The organism is Amycolatopsis sp. cmx-4-83, from assembly GCF_046548815.1.
GTDB lineage: Bacteria > Actinomycetota > Actinomycetes > Mycobacteriales > Pseudonocardiaceae > Amycolatopsis > Amycolatopsis pretoriensis_A.
In genome coordinates this window covers 200,119-221,359 of record NZ_JAEBEF010000002.1, presented here as the reverse complement: position 1 = coordinate 221,359, position 21,241 = coordinate 200,119, and the positions used below count along the sequence as shown (strand labels likewise).

Annotated in this window: 18 protein-coding genes and 1 other RNA gene; 4 read left to right on the top strand and 15 right to left on the bottom strand. The window is 72.1% G+C overall.

Annotated features, from left to right (window positions below; all coding sequences use genetic code 11):
- Window positions 1–15 precede the first annotated feature (15 nt).
- Window positions 16–2,055, bottom strand: a complete 2,040-nt coding sequence (locus tag ACLJQM_RS06055) for a trypsin-like serine protease (RefSeq protein ID WP_410630410.1) — start codon at window positions 2,053–2,055, stop codon at window positions 16–18.
- A 159-nt stretch (window positions 2,056–2,214) separates the two neighbouring features.
- Between ACLJQM_RS06055 and ACLJQM_RS06050 the strand changes: the two genes are divergently transcribed.
- Entirely contained in the window at window positions 2,215–2,691 is a 477-nt protein-coding gene (locus tag ACLJQM_RS06050; RefSeq protein WP_410630409.1) for a hypothetical protein, read from the top strand.
- Window positions 2,692–2,717: 26 nt separating this feature from the next.
- On the opposite strand, the gene ACLJQM_RS06045 is transcribed toward ACLJQM_RS06050, so the two are convergent.
- The 4 genes from ACLJQM_RS06045 to ACLJQM_RS06030 all read right to left on the bottom strand — a co-directional run bounded on the left by ACLJQM_RS06045 (window position 2,718) and on the right by ACLJQM_RS06030 (window position 7,928).
- Entirely contained in the window at window positions 2,718–3,182 is a 465-nt protein-coding gene (locus tag ACLJQM_RS06045) for a hypothetical protein (RefSeq protein WP_360779733.1), read from the bottom strand.
- An 8-nt stretch (window positions 3,183–3,190) separates the two neighbouring features.
- Complete coding sequence (locus ACLJQM_RS06040; RefSeq protein ID WP_410630408.1) at window positions 3,191–6,721, bottom strand: chemotaxis protein; 3,531 nt, start codon at window positions 6,719–6,721, stop codon at window positions 3,191–3,193.
- A gap of 245 nt (window positions 6,722–6,966) precedes the next feature.
- A complete protein-coding gene (recR, locus tag ACLJQM_RS06035; RefSeq protein WP_247017140.1) occupies window positions 6,967–7,563 on the bottom strand; it encodes a recombination mediator RecR in 597 nt (198 codons plus the stop codon).
- A gap of 5 nt (window positions 7,564–7,568) precedes the next feature.
- On the bottom strand, window positions 7,569–7,928 hold the full coding sequence (locus tag ACLJQM_RS06030; protein ID WP_247017138.1) for a YbaB/EbfC family nucleoid-associated protein: 360 nt from the start codon (window positions 7,926–7,928) through the stop codon (window positions 7,569–7,571).
- A gap of 78 nt (window positions 7,929–8,006) precedes the next feature.
- Between ACLJQM_RS06030 and ACLJQM_RS06025 the strand changes: the two genes are divergently transcribed.
- Both ACLJQM_RS06025 and ACLJQM_RS06020 read left to right on the top strand, forming a co-directional pair.
- Window positions 8,007–8,852 (top strand): N-acetylmuramoyl-L-alanine amidase, encoded by an 846-nt coding sequence (locus tag ACLJQM_RS06025; protein WP_247017137.1) that lies wholly within the window; start codon window positions 8,007–8,009, stop codon window positions 8,850–8,852.
- 293 nt (window positions 8,853–9,145) lie between these two features.
- Window positions 9,146–9,421 carry a hypothetical protein gene (locus ACLJQM_RS06020; RefSeq protein WP_410630407.1) on the top strand — a complete coding sequence of 92 codons (276 nt, stop codon included), beginning with the start codon at window positions 9,146–9,148 and terminating at the stop codon, window positions 9,419–9,421.
- Window positions 9,422–9,427: 6 nt separating this feature from the next.
- Here ACLJQM_RS06020 and ACLJQM_RS06015 read toward each other — a convergent pair whose 3' ends face one another.
- Both ACLJQM_RS06015 and ACLJQM_RS06010 read right to left on the bottom strand, forming a co-directional pair.
- The gene (locus ACLJQM_RS06015) at window positions 9,428–11,542 is read right to left on the bottom strand and encodes a DNA polymerase III subunit gamma and tau (RefSeq protein ID WP_410630406.1); all 2,115 of its coding nucleotides are present in this window, start codon (window positions 11,540–11,542) and stop codon (window positions 9,428–9,430) included.
- A gap of 43 nt (window positions 11,543–11,585) precedes the next feature.
- The gene (locus ACLJQM_RS06010; RefSeq protein WP_410630405.1) at window positions 11,586–13,109 is read right to left on the bottom strand and encodes an ALF repeat-containing protein; all 1,524 of its coding nucleotides are present in this window, start codon (window positions 13,107–13,109) and stop codon (window positions 11,586–11,588) included.
- Between the two features lie 82 nt (window positions 13,110–13,191).
- Between ACLJQM_RS06010 and ACLJQM_RS06005 the strand changes: the two genes are divergently transcribed.
- On the top strand, window positions 13,192–14,067 hold the full coding sequence (locus ACLJQM_RS06005) for a spermidine synthase (RefSeq protein WP_360779717.1): 876 nt from the start codon (window positions 13,192–13,194) through the stop codon (window positions 14,065–14,067).
- Window positions 14,068–14,074: 7 nt separating this feature from the next.
- On the opposite strand, the gene ffs is transcribed toward ACLJQM_RS06005, so the two are convergent.
- From ffs to ACLJQM_RS05965, 8 genes are all read right to left on the bottom strand, one after another.
- Window positions 14,075–14,169: signal recognition particle sRNA small type (gene ffs / locus ACLJQM_RS06000), an RNA gene on the bottom strand.
- A gap of 76 nt (window positions 14,170–14,245) precedes the next feature.
- Entirely contained in the window at window positions 14,246–14,845 is a 600-nt protein-coding gene (locus ACLJQM_RS05995) for a GTP-binding protein (protein WP_247017129.1), read from the bottom strand.
- Window positions 14,823–15,176: a DUF742 domain-containing protein gene (locus ACLJQM_RS05990; protein WP_247025460.1), complete on the bottom strand. Its 354-nt coding sequence runs from the start codon at window positions 15,174–15,176 to the stop codon at window positions 14,823–14,825. Before ACLJQM_RS05990 ends, ACLJQM_RS05995 begins: the two co-directional genes overlap by 23 nt.
- Entirely contained in the window at window positions 15,176–15,610 is a 435-nt protein-coding gene (locus ACLJQM_RS05985; protein ID WP_086861817.1) for a roadblock/LC7 domain-containing protein, read from the bottom strand. Before ACLJQM_RS05985 ends, ACLJQM_RS05990 begins: the two co-directional genes overlap by 1 nt.
- Window positions 15,607–18,429 carry a nitrate- and nitrite sensing domain-containing protein gene (locus ACLJQM_RS05980; RefSeq protein ID WP_410630404.1) on the bottom strand — a complete coding sequence of 941 codons (2,823 nt, stop codon included), beginning with the start codon at window positions 18,427–18,429 and terminating at the stop codon, window positions 15,607–15,609. Before ACLJQM_RS05980 ends, ACLJQM_RS05985 begins: the two co-directional genes overlap by 4 nt.
- Window positions 18,430–18,454: 25 nt before the next feature.
- Window positions 18,455–19,243: an ABC transporter ATP-binding protein gene (locus tag ACLJQM_RS05975; RefSeq protein WP_247017125.1), complete on the bottom strand. Its 789-nt coding sequence runs from the start codon at window positions 19,241–19,243 to the stop codon at window positions 18,455–18,457.
- Entirely contained in the window at window positions 19,240–20,178 is a 939-nt protein-coding gene (locus ACLJQM_RS05970) for an ABC transporter permease (protein WP_410630403.1), read from the bottom strand. The genes ACLJQM_RS05975 and ACLJQM_RS05970 overlap by 4 nt, the downstream gene beginning before the upstream one ends.
- A complete protein-coding gene (locus ACLJQM_RS05965; protein ID WP_410630402.1) occupies window positions 20,175–21,188 on the bottom strand; it encodes an ABC transporter substrate-binding protein in 1,014 nt (337 codons plus the stop codon). Before ACLJQM_RS05965 ends, ACLJQM_RS05970 begins: the two co-directional genes overlap by 4 nt.
- Window positions 21,189–21,241 lie beyond the last annotated feature (53 nt).

The following is a 21,241-nucleotide window of genomic DNA, read 5'->3' as shown; positions in this document are numbered from 1 at the left end:
CTCCGGCTCAGCCGGTCAGAGGAACACGGCCTGGGCCGCGCTGAACGTCCCGTTGCTGTTCCACTTGCCGCCGCGGTCATCGAGGGCGCCGTTCTGGGCGGTGTGCCAGTAGAACAGGCCGGTGTTCGAGTTCCCGTAGTCGTAGCTGGCGATCACGTCGGCCCGGCCGTCACCGTCGATGTCCGGCGCGGTCCACTGCGACTTGGCCCACGACCAGGTCCCCGCACCGCTGTCCCACTTGGTGACCGGGGCGTCGAACCCGTCGCCCGTCGCGTGCCAGGTCGAGAACGTGGTGTCGGCGTTGCCGTTGTCGTAGGCCGCGCCGATGTCGATGCGGCCGTCACCGTCGAAGTCGCCGGTCACGAACCGCGCCTTGGCCGGGGTGAAGGTCAGGCCGTTCCACTTCACGCCCTTGTCGTCGAACTTGCCGGCCGCGTTCGCGGTCCAGAGGAACAGGTTCGCCGTGTTGTTGCGGTAGTCGTAGAACGACGCGAGGTCGGCGCGGCCGTCCCCGGTGAAGTCGCCTGCCACCCACGTCGACTGGGCGAGACCCCAGACCCCGGCGGCGGTGGTCCACTGGGTCACCGGGGCGTCGATCCCGGTCGCCGTGGCGTGCCAGGTGAGGAACGACATGCTGGCGTTGCCGTTGTCGTAGGCGGCGCCGATGTCGGTGCGGCCGTCACCGTCGAAGTCGCCGGCCACGAACCGCGCCTTGCTCGGCGAGAAGTTCGCGCTGTCCCACTTGACACCCTGCGCGTCGAACCCGCCCGCGGCGTTGGCGTACCAGAGCCAGATGGTCGAGCTGTTGTTGAGGTAGTCGTAGACCATCGCGAAGTCGCTGCGGCCGTCGCCGTTGAAGTCACCGGTCAGCCAGCGCGCCTGGGCGGCGTTCACCGCGCCGTTTCCGCTGTCCCACTTGAGCGCGGGAGTGCCGAGGATCGGGGATTCGGCCGAACCCGGGCCGAGCGAAGGCCAGACGTAGAGACCGGTCCGCGCGTTCTTGAAGTCGTACACCGCGCCGACGTCTTCGAGGCCGTCACCGGTGAAGTCGGTGCCCTTGGACAGCGGCGTCGTGGCGGAGACGACCGCCGTCGGCGCGCTGGCCGGGCCGGCCGCCGGGGTGGCGACGACGCGGTAGTACCGCGTCTGCTTGGCCGGCAACTGCGGCTGGGTGAACGACAGCGAAGACGTCGTGGTGAGCCGGTGGGCCGCGTCGACCGGGACGTCCGCGGTCGTCGAACCGTAGACGGCGTAGCTGGCGTTGTCCGCCGCAGGCAACCCGTTCCAGCTCACGACGATCGTGTGCCCGACGCCCTTGGCCACGGGCGCGAGCACGGTCTGCCGGATCCAGGACACGACGTCGTCGGTCCGGGCCGCGGTGCTGCCCTGCCTGGTCTCGGTCTCGCCGAAGCAGCCGTGCTGCCAGGAAGCGCTGCTGACGCCGACCAGTTCGGCGCGGCCGGAGACCTCGCGGAACGCCGGTCCCCCGGCGTCACCGCGGCAGGTGTCCGCGCCGGCGTCCCCGGTGAGGCTCGCCGTGGTGGCGGTGTTCGCCCCGGCGGTGAAGACCGCGCTGTGCAGCTTGTCGGGCACCCACTCGGTGTCGGTGCGGCCGAACCCGGCGACCCGCAGCTTTTCCCCCGCCGCGGGCGCGGTGGCCGACAGCGAAATCGGGACGACGTCGGTGATCGGGGCGGCGAGCCGGGCCAGCGCGAGGTCGCGCCCGGCGGCGAGCACCAGCCCGGTGACCGCGGCGGAGTGGCCGGCGGACCCGGTGAGGTCGGTCCGCCCGACGACGGCCGTGGTCGCTTTCGCCGGCGCCCCGCCCTGCGGGTTCTCCGGGAAGCAGCTGGCGGCCGTGGCAACCCAGTCGGGCGCGACGAGCACGCCGCTGCAGGCCCGGCCGTCCATGGTGAGCTTGGCGGTGAAGCCGTAGGTCCCGTCGGCGGCGACCGAGCTGTGCGACACCGCCGACGCCGGAACGGCGGCGAGCAGCCCGGTCACCAGCAGCACACCGCCGATCGCGGTTCTTCCCGCTGTTCGTGTGCGATCCACCAGAGTTCCCCCTCTTAAGTTTCGCGAAGCAGTTCCCGCCCCTCGGGGCTCATCGCGAAAGATAGACAGTTTTTTACCACACCAGCCGGTGACACATGTCACATTTTGGCTATCAGGTGGTCAAGTAACATCCGTACCTGAATTCAGGGGAGGACATTCGTGAAATCTGTCAATAGTGCATTCGGCGCAGTCGTTCTGACCGCCGCCGCGCTCGTCGCCGGCCCCACCGTGGCCACCGCGGCCGCCGACGACACACCCCCGCCCATCGTCGAGGACTACGACTACCCGGGCGCCGACCAGATCTTCGCCGAGCACGGCATCCGCCTGCTCAAGGGCGACGGCCACATCCTGTTCACCGACTGCGCCACCAGCGGGAACCGCATCGAGGTGTGGAGCCGCACGAACGACGCGACGTTCTGCTTCCACGTCACGGCGAACAAGGGCTACCTGAGCCTCGACCTCGCCAAGGTCTACCTCATCAAGGCCGACGACCACTCCCTCAAAGCGACGATGCTCGTGAAGGGCACTCCGAAGGTGGTCGACATCGAAAGGAACTCGTGGACTTCGGTCGGCGAAGGAGCGGACCCCCAGAACGGGCCTTCGTCGCTCCTGGAACTCAATTCCGGCCCGGCCTGATCGCATTCTCACGGGCGGCTCACCGGTCAGGGACCGGTGAGCCGCCTTATTGCTGCCGAAAAGTTCCGATCGGACAGTTCGGTCATCTTCTCGAAGAATTCGAGCCCCCCGGTGACGATGGCTGAAAGCAACTCCTCTTCACCGGCGACCGAAGTGCGGCGGAAGTCCTTCCCGGCCACCGTGATCCGAAGCAGTTTCCGCGGGACCGGCTCGAGCGAAATGTCGATCGACTGGTCCGGGAACGACGTCACGGCTCGCCCGTCCCGGCGGTAGTCGCCGACGAGCTGAGCCACGAAGATCCACAACAGCTCGATGGTCGAGTACAGGTCTTCGTCGAGCAGGGCGACCCCGTTGACAGTCAACAGGATCGCGCCGCCCGGATCGTCGACCCGCCGTTTCGGCGGCAACTCGGTGCAGTCGAGAACGTCGACGAAGCAGAAATCCCGCTGCCCGACGTCGAGTACGGTCCGTACCCGCTCCACCGTGCCCATCACACCTCTTACTTCGGGTAGAACTGCACGACCTTGCCACCGTCGACCGTACCTCGGTAGGTCACGCCGTTGACGAGGCCTTCGATCTTGGTACTGGCGTTGGTACCGCCGTTCGCGATGATCTTCGCTTGGTTCTGGGTGAGCACCTGGCGGATCGCGTCCTCGATGTCCGGGATGGTCATCCGCGTGTCGAAGAAGCTCTGATCTTTCTTGAAGCTGCCGTCCCAGTACTTCGGGTGGTGTCGTTCGAGGATGTGCTTGAGGTAATCCTGGTTCAGCCTCGCCTCTTGACCGCCGACCTGGAACGCCTTGCTCGTCCAGCCCGACAGCACACCCAATGAGCGCCCGGGAAGCACCCCGATCTTGTCGGCGACCACCCCGGCCGCGCGAAGCTTCAGCATCCGTTGCAGCAGCCGGCCGAACGGCTTCCCGATGCCCGCTTCCTTCTTGACCAGCAAGAAGCCGGTGAGGGACTTGAGCTGGTTCTTCAGCTCCGCGCTGCACGCACCGCCCTTGTTGCAGTACTCCCGCAGCAACAGGTCCGAAAACTCGCCTCCGACGGCATCCGCGCTGTCGTACTCGTCGCCGTGCTCGGTGATCCACGAGTCGAAGTTGCGCCCGATCGCCTCGCACGCCGACAGCCCGTAGTCCGCGAACGGCAGCACCAGCCCGTTGACCAGGCAGGTGCCGTCGGTGAACAGCACCATCACGCCGTTCTCGAACTCGGCGACCCGGAAACGCTGCGGTGGTCCGTTCAGCTGCTCGTTGTTGTGCGTCCGCAGGAACGCCTCGACCGCTTCGGCCGCGGCGTCCGCGGCCTCCGACGCGCTCTTGCCTGCGTCTGCGGCTGCCCTCCGGGCGTCTTCGGCCTCGCTCGCGGCCCACTGGGCCATCGAGCGGGCGACCGCCGCCGAGTGCGCTGCCTTCGCCGCGGAGTCCGCCGCCCGGGCTGCGGCCTGCTGGGCCGTCGCCGCCGCCTGACGCGCCTGCTTCGCGGACAGTGCCGCCTGCTCCGCCGATGCCTGCGCCGAGGCGGCGGACGCCTTGGCCTGGTTCGCGTAGTTGCCTGCATCGGTGGCCGACTGGCGGGCCTGCGCCGCGTACCCGGCGGCCTCGTCGGCCGCGTGGCGGGCGGTCGCCGCCGCTGCCGCCGCCCACGACGCCGACTCCCGCGCCGAGGCCGCGGAGGCCGCCGCTTCGGAGACGTAACGCTGGACGACCGCGACGTGTGCGGCGGTGTCCTGGTCCCGGCGCTGCGCCTGGGCCTTGCCGACCTGCAGGAACTCGCGCAGCTCGTCGTCCGGGCCGGCGAGGGTGATCTGCGCCGCCGCCTTCACCTCGGCTCCGCCGGTCGCAAGCGCCTGCGCGACGGCGATGCGGTCGTCCTTCTTCGCGGCGGAGAACTGGCCGGTGCGCAGGAACGCCCGCCGGTCGGCGGCCGAGCCGTTGAGCGCGGCCTGCGCCGCCTCCTTCGTGGCCGGGCCGCCCGCGGCGAGCAGCTGCGCGATCGCCGTGCGCTCGTCGTGCTCCTTGCCCTCGTACGGCTGGGTCTTCAGGAATTCGTTGACCTGGACGTCGGTCCCGCCCAACGCGGCGAGCGCGGCCTGCGCCAGCGCGGTGTTCTCGCTCTGGGCGAGGTGGCCGACCCGTGCGCGGTCGTCCTGGTAGGCGGCCGCGGTCAGGCCGCCGGTGACGTACTCGACGACGTCGTCGTCGGAGCCGCCGAGCACCGCTTCGGCGCGGGACCGGCTGATCGGCCCGGCCGCCGCGAGCTGTTCGACGGCGATCTTGCGACCGTCGGTGACCACGGTCGCCCGAGGGGCGCCGGGCGCCGAAGCTTCGGCCAGCAAGCGCTTCGCTTCGGCGTTCATCCGGTCGGATTCCGGGGTGTCCCAGAGGGTTTCGGCCGGAATGGTCTCGGTTTCGGTGCGCAGGGCCTGGGCGAGCTCGACCGCTTCCTCGGTTTCCGTCGCCAGGCGCTCGGCCTCCGCCTGGCGGGCCACCTCCTGGGTCCGGCTCGCCTGCGCGGCCGCCGCTGTCGCCGCATCGGCGGCTTCCTTGGCGGCGCGGGCGTGCGCTTCCGATTCCGTCGCCGCCTTGTCGGCTTCCCCGGCGTGCGCGGCCGCCTCGTCCGCGGCTGCCGCGGCCGCTTCGGCGTGCGTGGCCGCGCTGAGGGCGGCCGTTCGCGCTTCCTGCGCGGCCGAAGCGGCTTCGGCGGCCAGCGCACCGGCCGCGTTCGCGGCGCGGGTGGCCCGCGACGCCGCTCGCTTGGCGTCGGCCGCGGCCTTCTTGGCCCGCTCGGCCTGCGCACCGGCCGCGGCGGACTGGTTGGCGGCCGCGCCGGCCGCATCACCCGCCTTCTGGGCGTTCGCGGCGGCCGAAGACGCCGCCTGCACCGCGGCGCCCGCGGCACGGGCCGCGTCGCCGACCGCCACCGCGGCGTCCGCCGCGAGCCGGGCGCTGGCCGCCGCCTGACGAGCCCCGATGGCCGCCTTGCGCGCGTCGTCCGCCTTGCCGGCGTCGGTCCGCGCGTCCGCCGCCGCGCGCTGCGCCGCACCCGCGGCCCGGCCGGCGAGCACCGCCGCCACGGCCGCGCGCTGGGCGGCGGTGGCCGCGACCTTGGCCGCCTGTGTCGCATCGTTGGCCGCGCCGATGGCCTCCCGCGCGGCCGCGGCGGCCCGCGTCGCGGCGTCGGCCGCCCGGCCCGCCGCGTTGGCCGCCTTGACCGAGTCGTCCTTGGCCGCGGCCGTCTCCGCCGCCGCCGTTTCGGCAGCTTGGCGAGCCAGGTCGGCGGCCTGGACCGCCCGCTCCGACGCCTGCTTCGCGAGCGTCGTTTCGGTCGCCGCGCGCTCGCTTTCTTCCTTGGCCGCCGCCGCGAGGCCGGCCACGGTCGCGACTTCGCCGTCCCGTTCCCGGGCCGCGTACTGGCCGGTCTCGAGGAATTCCTGCAGCTCTTCGCGCGTGCCGGACAACGCGATCTGCGCGGCACGCTTCACTTCCGCCCCGCCGACCGCGAGGATCTGCGCGGCCAGCACGCGCTCGTCGTGCGCCAGCGCCGTGTCGTGGCCCGACAGCACGAACCGCGAGAGGTCCGCGACGGTGCCGTTCAACGCCGCCTGGGCCGCTTCCTTCACGCCGGGGCCGCCGACGGCCATCAGCTGCGCGATCCGGACCCGCGTGTCCTGTTCCCACGGCGCGCGGATGCCGGTGGTGAGGAAGGCCTTGATCTCCTCGGGGGTGCCGGACAGCGCGGCCTGCGCGGCCGTCTTCAGCGCCGGTCCCGCGGTGGCCAGCAGCTGCGCCACCTGCACCCGGTCGTCCTGCGCGGTGGTGCTCGCGAGGCCGGTGGACAGGAACTGCCGGACGGCGTCGTCGGTCCCGGCCAGCGCGGCCACGGCCGCTTCCTTGACGCCGGGGCCACCGGTGCGCCACGCCGCGACGGTCCGGGCCCGGTCGGTCAGGACCGCCGGGGGGTCGTCGGGGTCGGCGGCGAGCGCCGGTGGCGAGACGAGCCCCGCCAGCAACGAAAAGAGGAACACGACGATCGCCGTGTTCCTCCAGAGCCCGATTCCCCGTCTCGACGACGATCTCGGCTTCATCGCGGTCCATCCCCCCGGTCGGCGAACGTCGTTCGCCCGGGGAAAACGGTGCCACCGAAGGGGACCGTGCAGCCGCTACGGCATCCCTCCCCGGACGCCGCGATGGACATTAAGCGCGCATCAGCCGCAGGTCAATGATTCTTTACCCGTGGCACCGGGTTCCGGGTGATCTTCCGTCGATCGGCCTAGAGCACCCGGCGGCCCGAAAGCGCGCGGCCCAGCGTCAGCTCGTCGGCGAACTCGAGGTCGCCGCCCATCGGGAGACCCGAGGCGAGTCTCGTCACCGACAGGCCGGGGAAGTCGCGCAGCATCCGGACGAGGTACGTCGCCGTGGCCTCGCCCTCGGTGTTGGGGTCGGTCGCGATGATGATTTCGCTGATGTCGTGCTCGCCGAGCCGCTTGAGCAGCTCGCGCATCCGCAACTGCTCCGGGCCGATGCCCGACAACGGGTCGAGCGCGCCGCCCAGGACGTGGTAGCGGCCCTTGAACTCGCGCGTGCGCTCGACGGCCAGGACGTCCTTCGGCTCCTCGACCACGCAGATGACCGTGAGGTCGCGGCGCTCGTCGCGGCAGATGCGGCAGGTCGGCTGCTCGGAGACGTTGCCGCAGATCTCGCAGAACTGCACGCCTTCCTTGACCTTGCCGAGGACGTCCTGCAGCCGCGAGATGTCCGCCGGGTCCGCGGCCAGCAGGTGGAACGCGATCCGCTGGGCGCTCTTCGGCCCGACCCCGGGCAGCCGCCCGAGCTCGTCGATCAGGTCCTGGACGACACCTTCGTACAAGTTCGTCAGCCGCCGAAGCCGAGGGCGCCGAGGTCCGGCATGCCGCCACCGCCACCGAGGCCGCCGGCCAGCGGGCCGAGCTTCTGCTCGGTGAGCTTCTGCGCGCTCGCCGACGCGTCGCGGACCGCCGCCACGATCAGGTCGGACAGCGTCTCGACGTCGTCCGGGTCGACCACCTTCGGGTCGATCTGCAGGTTCTTCAGCTGGCTGTCACCGGAGACGGTCGCGGTGACCAGCCCGCCACCGGCCGTGCCGGTGACCTCGGTGTTGGCGAGCTCCTCCTGGGCCTCGACGAGCTTCTGCTGCATCTGCTGGGCCTGCTGCATCAGCTGGGAAATGTCGAAACCGCCGCCGGGTTGCACCATGATCGCACTCGGTCCTCTCTGCACGCCTGTGTCCCCACCAGGGTAGTCGCGCCACGCGGGGCGCCGGGCTGTGGCACCGTGGTCGCCGTGCGACGCGCGATTGCCCCACCCCTGCTGGCCGGTGCCCTGCTGCTCACCGGCTGCTCCGACGGCACCCCGGCGGCCCCGGCACCCGCTCCCGTCACCACGCGGACGGTCACGCCGACGCCGACGACGGTGACCCCACCGCCCCCGCCGTCCACCTCGGCGCCGTCTTCGGTGGTGGCCCCCGCGCCGGGGAAGGTCGTCGTGCTCGACCCGGGGCACAACGGCGGCAACGCGTCCCACCCGGCGGAGATCAACCGCCCGGTGCCCGCCGGGCGCGGCCAGACCAAGCCGTGCAACACCACCGGCACCGCGACCAACGCGGGCTACCCGGAGCACGCCTTCACGTTCGACGTCGCCCACCGGGTCGGGGATGCGTTGGCGGCCAAGGGGATCCGGGTCGTCTACACGCGACAGGACGACACGGGCGTCGGCCCCTGCGTCGATCGCCGCGCGGCGATCGGCAACGAGGCGAACGCGGACGCCGTCGTCTCGATCCACGCCGACGGCTCGACGGCGGCCGGCGCGAACGGCTTCCACGTCGCGTATTCGTCCCCGCCGTTGAACGAGTCACAGGGCCCGCCCTCCCTCCGGCTGGCGGAGGTCCTGCGCGACACGATGCGCACGGGCGGCTTCAGCACGGCGAACTACATCGGCGGCAACGGCCTGTCGGCCCGTGGGGACCTGGGCGGCTTGAACCTCTCCACCCGCCCGGCCGCCCTGGTGGAGTGCGGCAACATGCGCAACGCGGCGGAAGCGGCCCGGATGACGAGCGCGGCGGGGCGTCAGCAGTTCGCCGCCTCGATCGCCGCGGCGATCGAGGCTTACCTGGCTTCCTGAGCCGCCACGACGGCTTCGCCGTGGTCGGTGGCCACCGGGTGAGGACACCGATGGGCTCGACGAGCGTCCGGCCGAGGCCGGTCAGCGAGTACTCGACCCGCGGCTCAGCGCGAACACGACCGCCTGCCTGATGGCGATGATCTCGATCGTCAGGCAGGCCGGGGAGGTGGCGAGGAAGACGTTCCGCGCCCTAGCGTCGAGGGCATGGAACTCCCCGAAAGCAGCCACCGCTGGTCTGGGCCAGCCGGGAGGGGCCGAGATCGTGATGGGCATGGAGGGGGCGCCGGCCCAAGGTGCGCAACATCCGCCGCGACCCGCGGGTCACGGTGCTCGTCGAAGACCGCGACGGCGTCGACGCCCGCGGGCTGCCGCAGTACCTGCTGGTCCGCGGGACGGCCCGGATCGAGGGACCGGACATCGCCGACGAGTTCACGGCGCTGATGGACCGCCAGGCGCAGCGCTGCCTCGGGGTCGAGAAGCACCTGCTCGGCAACCAGGGCTCGCCGACGGCGGTGATCGTGCGGATCACCGCCGACCGCGTCACCGGGATCGGTCCCTGGGCGTCCTGACGGCGGTCAGTCCAGCGGGCGGGCGCCGAGGTGGTCGGAGATGAGCTTGCGGGCCAGCTCGTCCGGGTCCTGGTCCGGCGGCGGTGGGGGCGGCGGCGGGGCCGGGCTGGCGTCCTCGTTGTAGAGGTCCTCGTCGTCCTCGTCGGCCGGTTCCGGGGGCAGCGGGATGTCCGGTTCGCTCGTCGCGACCTTGAGGCGCACGGGCGGCGGCGGGGTCGCGGGCCGGGCCGGGGCCGCGGCGGCGGGCGGAGCGGCCGTTGCCGCGGACTGGCGGGTGAACGAGCGCTCCGGAGCCGGTGCCGCCTGCTGGGCGCGGGCGGCGGGGGTCGCCGGGGCGTTGCCGTGGATGCAGCGGACCTGCCAGTCGCCGCCCAGGACGTCGGACAGCGCGCCGGCGATCTTGCGCGCGTTGTCCTGGTCGGAGAGGCGGCGGGACAGGGGCTCGGACTTGTGCGTGAGCGTGAGGGCGTGCCCCTCGACGCTCGCCACCGTGGCCTGCGTCAGCATCGCTTCGAGGCTGCGCCCGCCGGTGAACTTGCGCAACGCGGTCATGAGCTGCGGCCAGATGTTCCGGATCGCGGCGGCGTCCATCGCGCCGTCCGCCGCAGGAGCGGGCGCGGCGGGTGCGGGCGTGCCGCCGCCGGGGGTGCGCGGGGTGCTCCAGCCGCCATCGGAAGGCGGCGCGGCCGGAGTGCCGGACGCGGCGGGGGCGGGGGTGCCGCTCTCCGCGGACTGAGGGCCAGCCGCCGAAGCTGCGGCAGCCGAAGTCACGGCACCAGCGCCCGCCGAAGCAGCGGCACTGCCGGCCGAAGCAGCCGGAGGCGCGGCCGACGGCGCGGGCTCAGCCGCCTCCGCCACCGGCGCCGGCCCGGCCGAAGCCGCGCGCTGCGAAGGACGGGAGAACTTCCCCTCCGCCGTCGCCCGCATCGGCGGCTCGACGCCGCCCTCGACCGGGGCGGCCGGAGCCGTCGCGCGGCGCTCCAGCCGTTCGATGCGGGCCAGCAGCGCCTTCTCCGCGTCCGTCACCGACGGCAGCAGCATCCGGGCGGCCAGCAACTCCAGCACGAGCCGCGGAGAAGTCGCGCCCCGCATCTCCAGGAGTCCATTGTGGACGATGTCCGCATAACGCGACAGCGTCCCCAGGCCGATCCGCTCGGCCTGCGCCACCATCCGCGTGAGTTCCTCCTCCGGCGCGGACACCAGCCCGCCCGCGGAATCCGGGACCGCGCGCAGCAGCACCAGGTCACGAAGCCGGTCGAGCAGGTCCGTGGCGAACCGGCGCGGGTCGTGGCCGGCTTCGGCGAGCTTCTCGACCGTGCCGAACACCGTCGCCGCGTCCTCGGTCGCCAGCGCGTCCACCATGTCGTCGATCAGCGCGACGTCGGTGACGCCCAGCAGTGCCACTGCCCGGCTGTACGAAACGCCTTCGGGCCCGGCGCCGGCGAGCAGCTGGTCGAGCACCGACTGCGTGTCCCGCGCCGACCCGCCGCCCGCGCGGATGACCAGCGGGTACACCGACGGCTCGACCTCGACGCCCTCCGCGGCGATGTTGCGCTCCAGCAGCGCGCGCATCGAGCTCGGCGGGATCAGCCGGAACGGGTAGTGGTGCGTGCGCGAGCGGATGGTGGTGAGCACCTTGTCCGGCTCGGTGGTGGCGAAGATGAAGATGACGTGTTCCGGCGGCTCTTCCACGATCTTCAGCAGAGCGTTGAAGCCCTGCGTGGTGACCATGTGCGCCTCGTCGATGATGAACACGCGGTAGCGCGACTCGGCCGGCGCGTAGAACGCCTTGTCCCGCAGCTCGCGGGCGTCGTCGACACCACCGTGGCTCGCCGCGTCCAGCTCCGTGACGTCGACGCTGCCCGACCCCTCGGGCGCGAGCGCCTTGCAGGAGTTGCACTTCCCGCACGGGTCCTGGGTGGGGCCTTCGACGCAGTTCAGCGAGCGCGCCATGATGCGCGCGCTCGACGTCTTGCCGCAGCCGCGCGGGCCGGAGAAGAGGTAGGCGTGGTTGATCCGCCCGGCGGACAACGCCGTGCGGAGGGGATCGGTCACATGCTCCTGACCGACGACCTCGGCGAAGGTCGCCGGACGGTACTTGCGGTACAGCGCGAGAGCCACGCCGCGAGACTACCGGGCACCACCGACAACCTTCGCCGTGCGGTCAGGGCAGCTGCGCCAGGAGCGCGTTCACCTTGGCGACGTGCTCGGTGGTGAAGGCGTCACGCGCCCGCGCCTTCGCCAGCCCACCGTCCAGGTACGGCTGCAGGAACGAGTCCGGCCCGTCGAGGACGCCCTGCGCGACGGCCTCGACCTCGGGGCCCTCGGACAACGTCCGGGTCGCGTAGACGCGCAGGTCGATCAGGTGCGCGACGTACTGCCCGTGGGCGAGGAACTCGCGGACGTCGGCGACGGTGCCGTCCAGCGCCCGCTGGGCCGCCGACTTCGTCGCGGAACCACCGGCCGCCATGATCCGGTTCACCTCGACGCGGTCGTCGGTGTCGCGGCCCGGGTAGTCGCCGGTGCGCAGCAGCGCGGCGACGCCGGCGTACGGCCCGGCGAGCGCGTCGCGGGCGGCCTGCCGCAGCCCGGGGCGGGCCTTCGGGTCGGCCGCGATCGCCGCCACGGCGGCGCGGTCGTCGGTCTCCTGCGCGGCCGCGAGCCCGCCGCGCACGAAGGTGACGACGTCGTCGTCGGAACCGCTCAGCGCGACGCGGGCCGCGTTCTTGACGGCGGCGGCGCCGTGCCGCAGCAGGTAGGCCGACGCACGACGGCCGTTCGGCACGGTCAGCGCCGGGTCGGCCGCGTCGGTGAGCAGCTTGTCGTTGTCGGCTTCGGCCTGCGCCGCGCGGGCGGCGGCGTCGCGGGCCTGCTGCTCGGCGTCGGCGGCCGCACCGGCCGCGACCTGCGCGTCGTGCTGGCCCTGGGCCCGCTGGCCGGCGAGCCGGTCGGTGTTCGCCTGGCGCGCGTCCGAGGCGATGGTCGTGGCCCTGCTCTTGGCCAGCTGGACGCCGATCGCGCTGTGGTTGGCCGCGGCGGCCTTGCCGTAGTCGACCTGCGCCTGGAGCGCGGCGAGTTCGGCGTCCCCGTTCGCGGCGACCTGGCGCCACAGCGAGAGGAAGTACCGGACGTCGTCCGGGGTGCCGTCGAGCGCGGTCTGCGCGGCGGCCTGGACCTCGGGACCGCCGGCGGCGAGCGCCTGGTTGGCGGTGATCCGCTCGTCGGTGTCGCGCGCCTGCTGCAGGCCGGTCTCGAGGAACGCGCGGACGTCGGCGGGCGTGCCGTCGAGGGCCTTCTGGGCCCGGGCGTTGACGGTCGGGCCGCCGGCGCTCATGGCCTGGCCGACCGCGATCCGGTCGTCCGCGATCCGCGCCTGGGGCAGCCCGGTGGCGAGGAAGGCCCGGATGTCCTCGACGGTGCCGTCCAGCGCCTGCTGCGCGGCGCGCTTGGTGACCGGGCCGCCGCTCGCCATGGCCTGGTTGACCAGGACGCGGTCGTCGTCGTTCTTCGCCCGGAACTGGCCGGTGGCCAGAAAGGTCTGCAGGTCGGCGGGTGAGCCGAGCAAGGCCGCTTCGGCGGCTCGGCTCACGCCGGGTCCGCCGGTCTCCAGCAGCGAGACGGCCTGGGCCCGGTCGGGCAGGACGTCCGCGGCGGCCGGCGTCGCCCAGGCGACGGCGGCGAGTGCCACAGTGGCGATTACTGCGTTCGCACGCAAGAAAAACCCCCTCGATCGATGATCGTTCCGCTCACTTATCGCCGGGCCGGGCGGAATGTTTCCGATAACCTCCGGGTTCGTGAGTCGTTCGCGGAAGACCGGGCCGGTGCCCGGGCGGTACCCGGTGCGGTTCGGGACCGCGGAGCTGGTCCGGGACGCCGACCGGGGCAACGCGTGGCTGCTGTCGGTGGACGGCGTCGCGCAGTCCTACGTCGACCTCGACGATCCGGCCGACCTGGAGTTCGACTACGTCCGCCGGTTCGGGGACGTGGTGGACCTGCTGCCGCCGGGGCCCGTCGACGCGCTGCACATCGGCGGCGCGGCGTGCACGCTGCCGCGCTACGTGGCGGCGACGCGGCCGGGCTCGCGACAGCTGGTGTTCGACGCCGACGGCGAGCTGGTCGACCTGGTCCGCGCCCAGCTGGGCCTGCGGCTCCCGGGCCTGCGCGTCCGGATCACCGACGGCCGCACGGGCCTGGCGACCCGCCGCGAGGACACGGCGGACCTGGTGGTGGTCGACGCGTTCGAGCGCGCGAAGCTGGCGGGCGGCCTGGCCACGCTGGAGGCGACCCGCGCGATCGCCGGCATCCTCCGCCCCCCGGGCACGTACCTGGCGAACATCACGGACGGCTCGGGCCTGCCGTTCGCCCGCCGCTTCCTGGCGACGCTGCTGGCGGTCTTCCCGGAGGTCCTGGTGCTGGCGGACCCGGCGGTCCTGAAGGGCCGCCGCTTCGGCAACCTGGTCTTCGCGGCCTCGGCTTCGGCACTGCCGACAGCGGAGCTCGAGCGCCGAACGGCCTCGGCGGCGTTCCCGGCGAGGTGCGTCCACGGCCCGGAGCTGCACAAACTGGCAGGCCGAGCAGCGGTGATCACGGACGCGGACACCCCACCGCCCCCGAAACCCCCGGACGACGTCCTGGGCCTGTTCTAGGGCAAAAAAAAGGGGACCCCGCGCACCCGTCAGAGCCTGCTTATCCTTGCTGCCTTCCGGCCCTGGGGAGGTTCACAGGGTGGACGCCGCGCGGGGTCCGTGGATCAGTGTAGTCGGGTAGTCCCGGGTACGTCTCGGGAACCCCTCTCTGGAGCTCTCCAGACCTGCCGAGAACCCTTCACGCCCCCGCGCCCGCCTGGGCTCGGGCCTTCTTGAACGTGTTGTGCAGCACCGCGAGCAGCGCGTCCCGCACCGAAAGCTTCTGCCGCGCGTCGAACGTGATCAGGGGGACGTCGTCGCCGACCGCGAGGGCCCAGCGGATGTCCTCCAGGTTGTGGCCGAGCGATCCGTTGAACATGTTCACCCCCACCACGAACGGCAGGCCGGCCTTCTCGAAGTAGTCGACCGCCGGGTAGCAGTCGTCCATGCGGCGGGTGTCCACGATCACCAGTGCGCCCAGCGCGCCGTGGACCAGGTCCTGCCACATGAAGCCGAAGCGGTCCTGGCCGGGGGTGCCGAACAGGTACAGCTTGACCTCGTCGTCGATCGTGATGCAGCCGAAGTCCAGCGCGACCGTCGTGGTGGTCTTGGCCGGGACGTGGCCGGTGCGGTCCACCGAAGCCGCCACCGAGGTGATCGCCGCCTCGGTCGTCAGCGGCTTGATCTCCGAGATGGCGCCGACCGCGGTCGTCTTGCCGACGCCGAAGCCGCCCGCGATGACGATCTTGACCGGGGCCGGCGGGCGGGCCGCCGGTTCAGTGAATGGCTTCGAGTCCACGAATGACCCTTTCGATCATGCCGAGGTCGTGCTTGTTGTGGTTGCCCGGGCGCCGGACGACGACGTACCCCAGCTCGGCGAGGTCGGCCACCAGCACGCGGGCGACGCCGATGTGGAGGCCGAGCATGGCGGCCACCTCGGCGACCGACATCGTGCTCCGGCAGAGGGAAACGATTTCCTGCCGCTCGAACGTGAGCTTCGGGTGCGAGGCCGCGCCCAGGCGGGACGTCATGACCTGCGCCTCGATCTCGAGGGTCTGGTCCACCGGCTGCGCCCGCCCCGAGGTCATCAGGTACGGCCGCAGCAGCGAGATGTCCGGCTCTTCGGCCATCACGCACCCACGGTGTTCTTGAGCTCCTCGATCAGGCCCGGCGTGAGGACTTCGGTGGCGCGGTTGGCGAACATCGCCATCTCGTAGGCGATCGTGCCGAGGCTGGCCTGCTTGTTGGCGAGGACGCCGAGCGAGCAGCCGATGCTGATGGTGCAGACCAGCAGGTAGCCGTGCTCCAGTTCGATGATCACCTTGTCCGGCGAGCCGAGCGGGTGGCTTTCGGAGACGCCGTGCGCGAGGCCGAGCATGGCGGAGGAGATCGCGGCGAGGCGGTCGGCGTTGGAGCGCTCGAGCTCCGAGGACACCGCGATCAGCAAGCCGTCGGCCGAGACCGCGATGGCGGCGATCGCGCCCGCGGTGTGCTGCGCGAAGCGGCTCACCAGCCAGTTGAAGTTCTGGGCTTCGACACTGACGCCAGGTGCGGGGATGCTCATTTCCTGCTCTCTTCTCCTCGTTCCATCACACGACCGGCGACCACGCCTTGGGGCGGGCTGTCTGCCGTAACCGCGTCCGCCTTGGCGAGGCCGGCGGCGAACGCGTCGAACGCCGCTCGCTCGGCCGCCGGGTCCCGCTTGCTGCGGTTGACGACGGCTCGGGCGATCGGCCGCCCCGCGGGCTGCTGGCGCAGGCCGGGGGCGAGCTGGGCACCGGGGACGCGGCGGACCAGGCCGTCCCGGGACTGCGGGGCCGCGGCGGCCGGCGCCACGGCGGGAACCGCGCCACCGGGCATCGCCGACTCCCCGGGAACGCGCACCGGCAGCGACGCGCCATCGCCCGGCAGCAAAGCTGCACTTTCACGTGAAAGTGCAGCGCCCAGGTCAGCACTTTCACGTGAAAGTGCGGGGGCGACGGGTGCGGTCACCACCGTCGGCGGGGCGGACGGCGGGTCGGTGTCCATCGCGCTGACCTCGGCGGCCCGCGCGAAAGCGCTCTGGAAGCCGTCCATGGCGAGCTTGGTCGCGTCCGGGTCGTGGCGCGGCTTGTCGTCGCCGGCCACCGCCGCCGTCGTGCCCGGGTCGGGCAGCTGAGCTCCGCGGACGCGGCGGCGCAGGCCACCCCGGGTCTCGGGCTCCGGCTCGGCGACGGGCGCCGCGGGCGGGTCGGCGGGTTCGGCGTCCGGCCACACCGGTTCGAGCTGGTTGAACCAGCGGAAGCCGTTGCCGTGGCCGAGCAGCGCCGGGATCGCCGGCGCGGGCAGTTCGGCCGGGCGCGCCACCGGCCGCAGTTCGTCCAAAGTGGACACGGAGGTCACCGCGACGGCTTCCGCCGGACGCGGTTTCGGCGTGGGCGCCACCTGCGCCGGGATCGCCGGCACCGGCTCGGTCTTCGGGAGCAGCCCGGTGCGGTGGCTGAACAGCGACGGCGGGACGGTCAGCCGCGCGGTCACGCCGCCGGTGGTCGGCGTCGCGAGCAGCTCGACGCCCAGGTCGTGGCGCCGGGCCAGGCGGCCGACCACGAACAGGCCGAGCACACTCGTCGGCGCCAGCTCGAGGCGTTCGCGCTCGACGAGCCGCTTGTTCTCTTCGGCCATCTTCTCCGCGGTCATGCCGATGCCGTGGTCGACGACGTTCACCAGGCACGAGCCGTCGTTGAGGATCATCGTGTCCACTTCGACCATCGACCCCGGCGGCGAGAACGACGTCGCGTTCTCCAGCAGCTCGGCGAACACCAGCACCAGGTCGGCACCGAGCGCCGAGGACAGCAGGATGTCGGCGACGACGCCGAGCTTGACCCGCTGGTAGTCCTCGATCTCCGCGAGCGCCGAGCGCAGGGCCGTGGACAGCTCGATCGGGCCGGCGATGCGGGTCTCGTCGCGGGTACCGGACACCACGAGCAGGTTGTCCGCGTTCCGGCGGAGGCGGGTGGAGAGGTGGTCGAGCCGGTAGAGGCTGGCCAGCAGCCGGGTGTCCTGCTCGTTGCGCTCGACCTCGTCGATCAGCGCCAGCTGGCGGCCGACGAGGTTCTGCGTGCGCTTGGCGACGTTCGCGAACATCAGGCCGGTGTTGCGCCGGGTGAGCGCCTGCCGCTCGACCAGCTCGGCCGCGGTGGTCTGGACCCGGTTGAACGCGGCGGCCAGCTTGCCGAGCTCGTCGCTCGAAACGACGTCGATGGTGGCCAGCCGCGGGACCTGCTCCTCGGCCTCCTCGGTGTCGGTCACGCGGACGAGCTCGGTGCCGGCGAGGTCGGCGACCGACGTCGCCGCCGTGGTCAGCCGCCGCAGCGGCTGCGCGATCGAGCGGGCGACCGCGACGGCGAGGAAGGCGACCAGCAGGAACAGCGCGGCCGCGCCGATGCCGACCGTCCAGGCCAGCCGGGTGCCGGCGTCGGCGCGGCCGGTCGCCGCGTCGGCGATTTCGCCGGTGACCTTCTCCTGCACCAGTTTCCGCTGCCCGGCCTGGGATTCCGACGCGCTCAGGACGTCGGCGACGTACTGGGTGGTCCCGGCCTCGCTGCGGGGGTTGTCGATCTGGACGGCGAGGTCGTTGAGCCGGCGGCCCGCTTCGCTCTGCTCGACGTTGACGACCAGCGCGGACTGCGAGCGGTCGGTCTCGTCGTCGGCCTGCTGGACGAACCGGTCGGTGAAGATCGGCGCCTGCTGGGTCGCGTCGTCCAGGATGGACCGGCCGGCTTCGGGCGAAACCGCCGTCACGATCAACGCCATGCCGCGCAACGAGTTCTCCTCGTTCGCGCGCAGCAGCGCCTCCAGCGCGGTCAGCTCCCGCGTGCCTTCGGCGTCACTGGTCAGCTGCGGGACGAGCCGCAGCGAGTCGATCACCGCGCCGATCACCGCGTGGTAGGTGCGGGCGACGCTGTCGAGCGCGACGCCGCGGCGCTGCGCGTTCTGCCGGAGCTCGTTCAGCGAGCCGACCCGGGTCAGCGCGGCGGCCAGCTCGTCCGGCGCGTCGGAGCCCAGTGACGACCGCACGTTCTCGACGGCCGCGTTCACCGCCTTCTGCTGCTGCAGCATCTGGTCGGCGGGCATCGACGGCGTGGCGACGAAAGCGCCGGTCAGCAGCCGCTCGCGCTGCAGCTGCCAGACCAGGCCGCCGAGCTGCTGGGTGTGCCGCGCCACCGTCGCCGACTGCGTCGCGGCCACGGCGCTGCTCGCCTGCGTCAGCACGAACGGCACCGACACCAGCACCACCGCGACCAGCGGTGGCAGGAGCAGCAGGTTCAGCTTGCCGCGAATGCCGAGCCGGGTGAGAAAACCCCCGCTGCCCGTGCGTTCCGCGGTCGCCCCGCCGTGCTTCATCCCGCCACCTTCCCGTCTTGCGTTCTCACTCGACCGCGGCCACCCGGCTCACGTGGCTCCGGTGCTGCTCCCGGACCAGGTCCTCGATCCGGGCGCGCAGCGCGAGGAACCGCGGTTCGCGCTTCACCGCCAGGTCGCGCTCGGCGGGCAGCTCCACCTCGACGTCGGCGGCGATCCGCCCCGGGTCGGAGGCGAGCACGACCACCCGGCCGCCGAGGAACACCGCTTCCTCGACGTCGTGGGTGACCATCAGCACCGTCGTGCCCGTGTCGGCCCACACCTGGCGGATCAGCACCTGCATGTCCTCCTTGGTCTGGACGTCCAAGGCGCCGAAGGGTTCGTCCAGCAGCAGCACATCCGGCTCGCACGCCAGGGCGCGCGCGATCGCGACGCGCTGCTTCTGGCCGCCGGACAGCTGTTTCGGCAGCGACTTGCGCACGGTGGCCAGGCCGGTTTCGGCGAGGTACCAGTCGACCCGCTCGGCGCGCTCGGCCGCGTCGAGCGCGAGCAGCTCCAGTCCGAACGCGACGTTCTTCTCGACGTTGCGCCACGGGTAGAGCGCGCCGGACTGGAAGACGAGCCCGCGGTCCGGTCCGGGGCCGGTCACGGGGACGCCGTCGAGCACGATCTCGCCGTCGGTCGGCCGGTCGAGCCCGGCCACCAGCGACAGCAGGGTCGACTTGCCGGAGCCGCTCGCGCCGACGACGCAGACGAACTCGCCGCGCAGCACCTCGAGGTCCACGCCGTCGAGCGCGCGGGTCACCCGGCCACCGGCGTGGTAGTCCTTGGCGACGTTCCGCAGTTCCAGCGTCATGCCGCCCACTTCCCCACCTGCGTGCGCAGCAGGCGCAGCAGGACGTCGATGACGAGCCCGGCGACCCCGATGACCACCAGGACCGCGAAGATCTTGTCCGTCTGCAGGAACCGCTGCGCGCGGACGATCCGGTAGCCGAGGCCCGCCGAGGAGTTGATCAGCTCGGCGACGACCACGAAGTTCCACGCCGCGGCGGCGTTGACCCGGATCGCGTCGATCATGCCCGGTAGCGAGTGCGGCACGACGACCTTGCGCAGCACCTCGCCCCGGCGCGCGCCGAGCGTGTAGGAGACGTCGAGCAGCGAGGCCGGCACGCCGCGGACGACGTCGGCGGTCATCAGCGTGTTGAAGAAGACCGTCCCGATGAAGAGGATGGCGATCTTCGACGGCTCGCCGAGGCCGAGCCAGATGATCAGCAGCGGGATGAACGCGCTCGCCGGCAGGTAGCGCAGCAGGCCGATCAGCGGTTCGAAGAACGCCTGCCCCGCGGCGAAGGTGCCCATCAGGATGCCGAGCGGCACCGAGACCAGCACGGCGAGGCCGAAGCCTTCGAGGACGCGCTGGGTGGTCGCCCAGAGGTCGTCGAAGAGCTCGCCGCTGCCCGCCATGTCGAGCCCGGCCTTGAGCACCGCGGCCGGGGACGGCAGGAACGTCGAGTCGACGGCGCCGCTGACGCTGAGCACGACCCACGCGAGGAACGGGATCGCGAACGACAGCACCGCCAGCGTCCAGCGGGCGGTCGCGGAAATGGGCTTGCGCAAGGAGAACAGCGCCGAGCCGGGCTTCGGCGCCGTCCGGCGGGGCAGCGGCGCCCAGGCGGGACGGCCCCGCCCGGACTCCTGCTGTTCGGCGAGCCGCTGCTCGGCTTCCAGTGCCTCGGCAGCCCGTTCGTCGGCCGGGCTCGCCGAGGTGGTGCGCTGGGTCGGACCGGTCACTGCGGCGCGGCCTTGACGAACTGGTCGTCGAACAACCCGTCGAGCGACGGCCGCTGCTGGGCGAGCCCGGTGTTCACGATGAAGTCGATGATCTTGTTCGCCTGGAAGTCGAGGTGCTGCGCGGTGACGCCGGGGGTGAACGCGTCGAGGTTCTGCTGGCGCGTGAAGATCGTGGTGCCGGCGTCGTAGGACTTGTAGTCGGCGTCGGAGACGCCACCGCGCTTGGCCATGATCCCGACGGCCGCGTCCTTGTTGTTCTTGATCCAGGTCAACGTCTCGAACCAGGTGTTGACCAGCGCCTGGACGTCCTTCGGGTGCTCCTTGACCAGCTTCTGCGACGTGACGAGGTGGTCCGGGATGGCGCCGGGGAACTCCGCCGACGTCGAGATCGCGCGGCTGCCGGGGCGCTCCAGCGCCTTCGAGGTGAACGGCGCGAACGCACCCACCCCGTCGACCTGGCCGGCGACGAACGCGGCCGCGGCGGCGTCGGTCGGCAGGTTGACGAGCTGGATGTCCTTTTCGGACAGCTTCGCCGCCTGCAGCGCGAGCAGCAGCAGGTAGTGGTCCACCGTGCCCTGCTCGACCGCGACCTTCTTGCCCTTCAGGTCGGCGATCGCGTTGATCCCGTCCCGCGCGATGATCTTGTCGTTGCCGGTGGAGTTGTCGTTCACCAGCACGATCGACAGCTTGGCGCCGCCGGACGCCGAGGACAGCGTGTCGTTGAGGGTCTGGCTGTTGGCGTCGATGGCGCCGCTGGAAAGGGCGTTGATGCTGTCGGTGTAGTTGTCGAAGTACTTGAGGTCGACGTTCACGCCGTTCTTGGCGAACAGGCCCTGTTCCTGCGCCACCTGCCAGGGGAACCACCCCGGCCAGGCGCTGAACCCGAGCGTGATCTTGCCGCCGCTGCCCGAAGCGGAACTGTCGCTGCACCCGGAGAGCGCGGTGACGCCCGCGAGGGTGAGCAAGGTGAGGAGCACCGTCAGCAGACGGGGTCGAGGACGGGAAATCACAACGAACTCCAGAGTGCGGGGGAAGTGGAGTGGTGCCGTACCTATCGGGGGAA

Excerpts from the sequence above, each read along its gene's own strand:
- ACLJQM_RS06030 (WP_247017138.1), bottom strand. The coding sequence starts at position 7,928 with ATGGTGCAACCCGGCGGCGGTTTCGACATTTCCCAGCTGATGCAGCAG.
- ACLJQM_RS05975 (WP_247017125.1), bottom strand. The coding sequence starts at position 19,243 with ATGACGCTGGAACTGCGGAACGTCGCCAAGGACTACCACGCCGGTGGC.
- ACLJQM_RS05985 (WP_086861817.1), bottom strand. The coding sequence starts at position 15,610 with ATGAGCATCCCCGCACCTGGCGTCAGTGTCGAAGCCCAGAACTTCAAC.
- ACLJQM_RS06005 (WP_360779717.1), top strand. The coding sequence starts at position 13,192 with ATGTTTCCGATAACCTCCGGGTTCGTGAGTCGTTCGCGGAAGACCGGG.
- ACLJQM_RS05990 (WP_247025460.1), bottom strand. The coding sequence starts at position 15,176 with ATGGCCGAAGAGCCGGACATCTCGCTGCTGCGGCCGTACCTGATGACC.
- ACLJQM_RS05980 (WP_410630404.1), bottom strand. The coding sequence starts at position 18,429 with ATGAAGCACGGCGGGGCGACCGCGGAACGCACGGGCAGCGGGGGTTTT.
- ACLJQM_RS06045 (WP_360779733.1), bottom strand. The coding sequence starts at position 3,182 with ATGGGCACGGTGGAGCGGGTACGGACCGTACTCGACGTCGGGCAGCGG.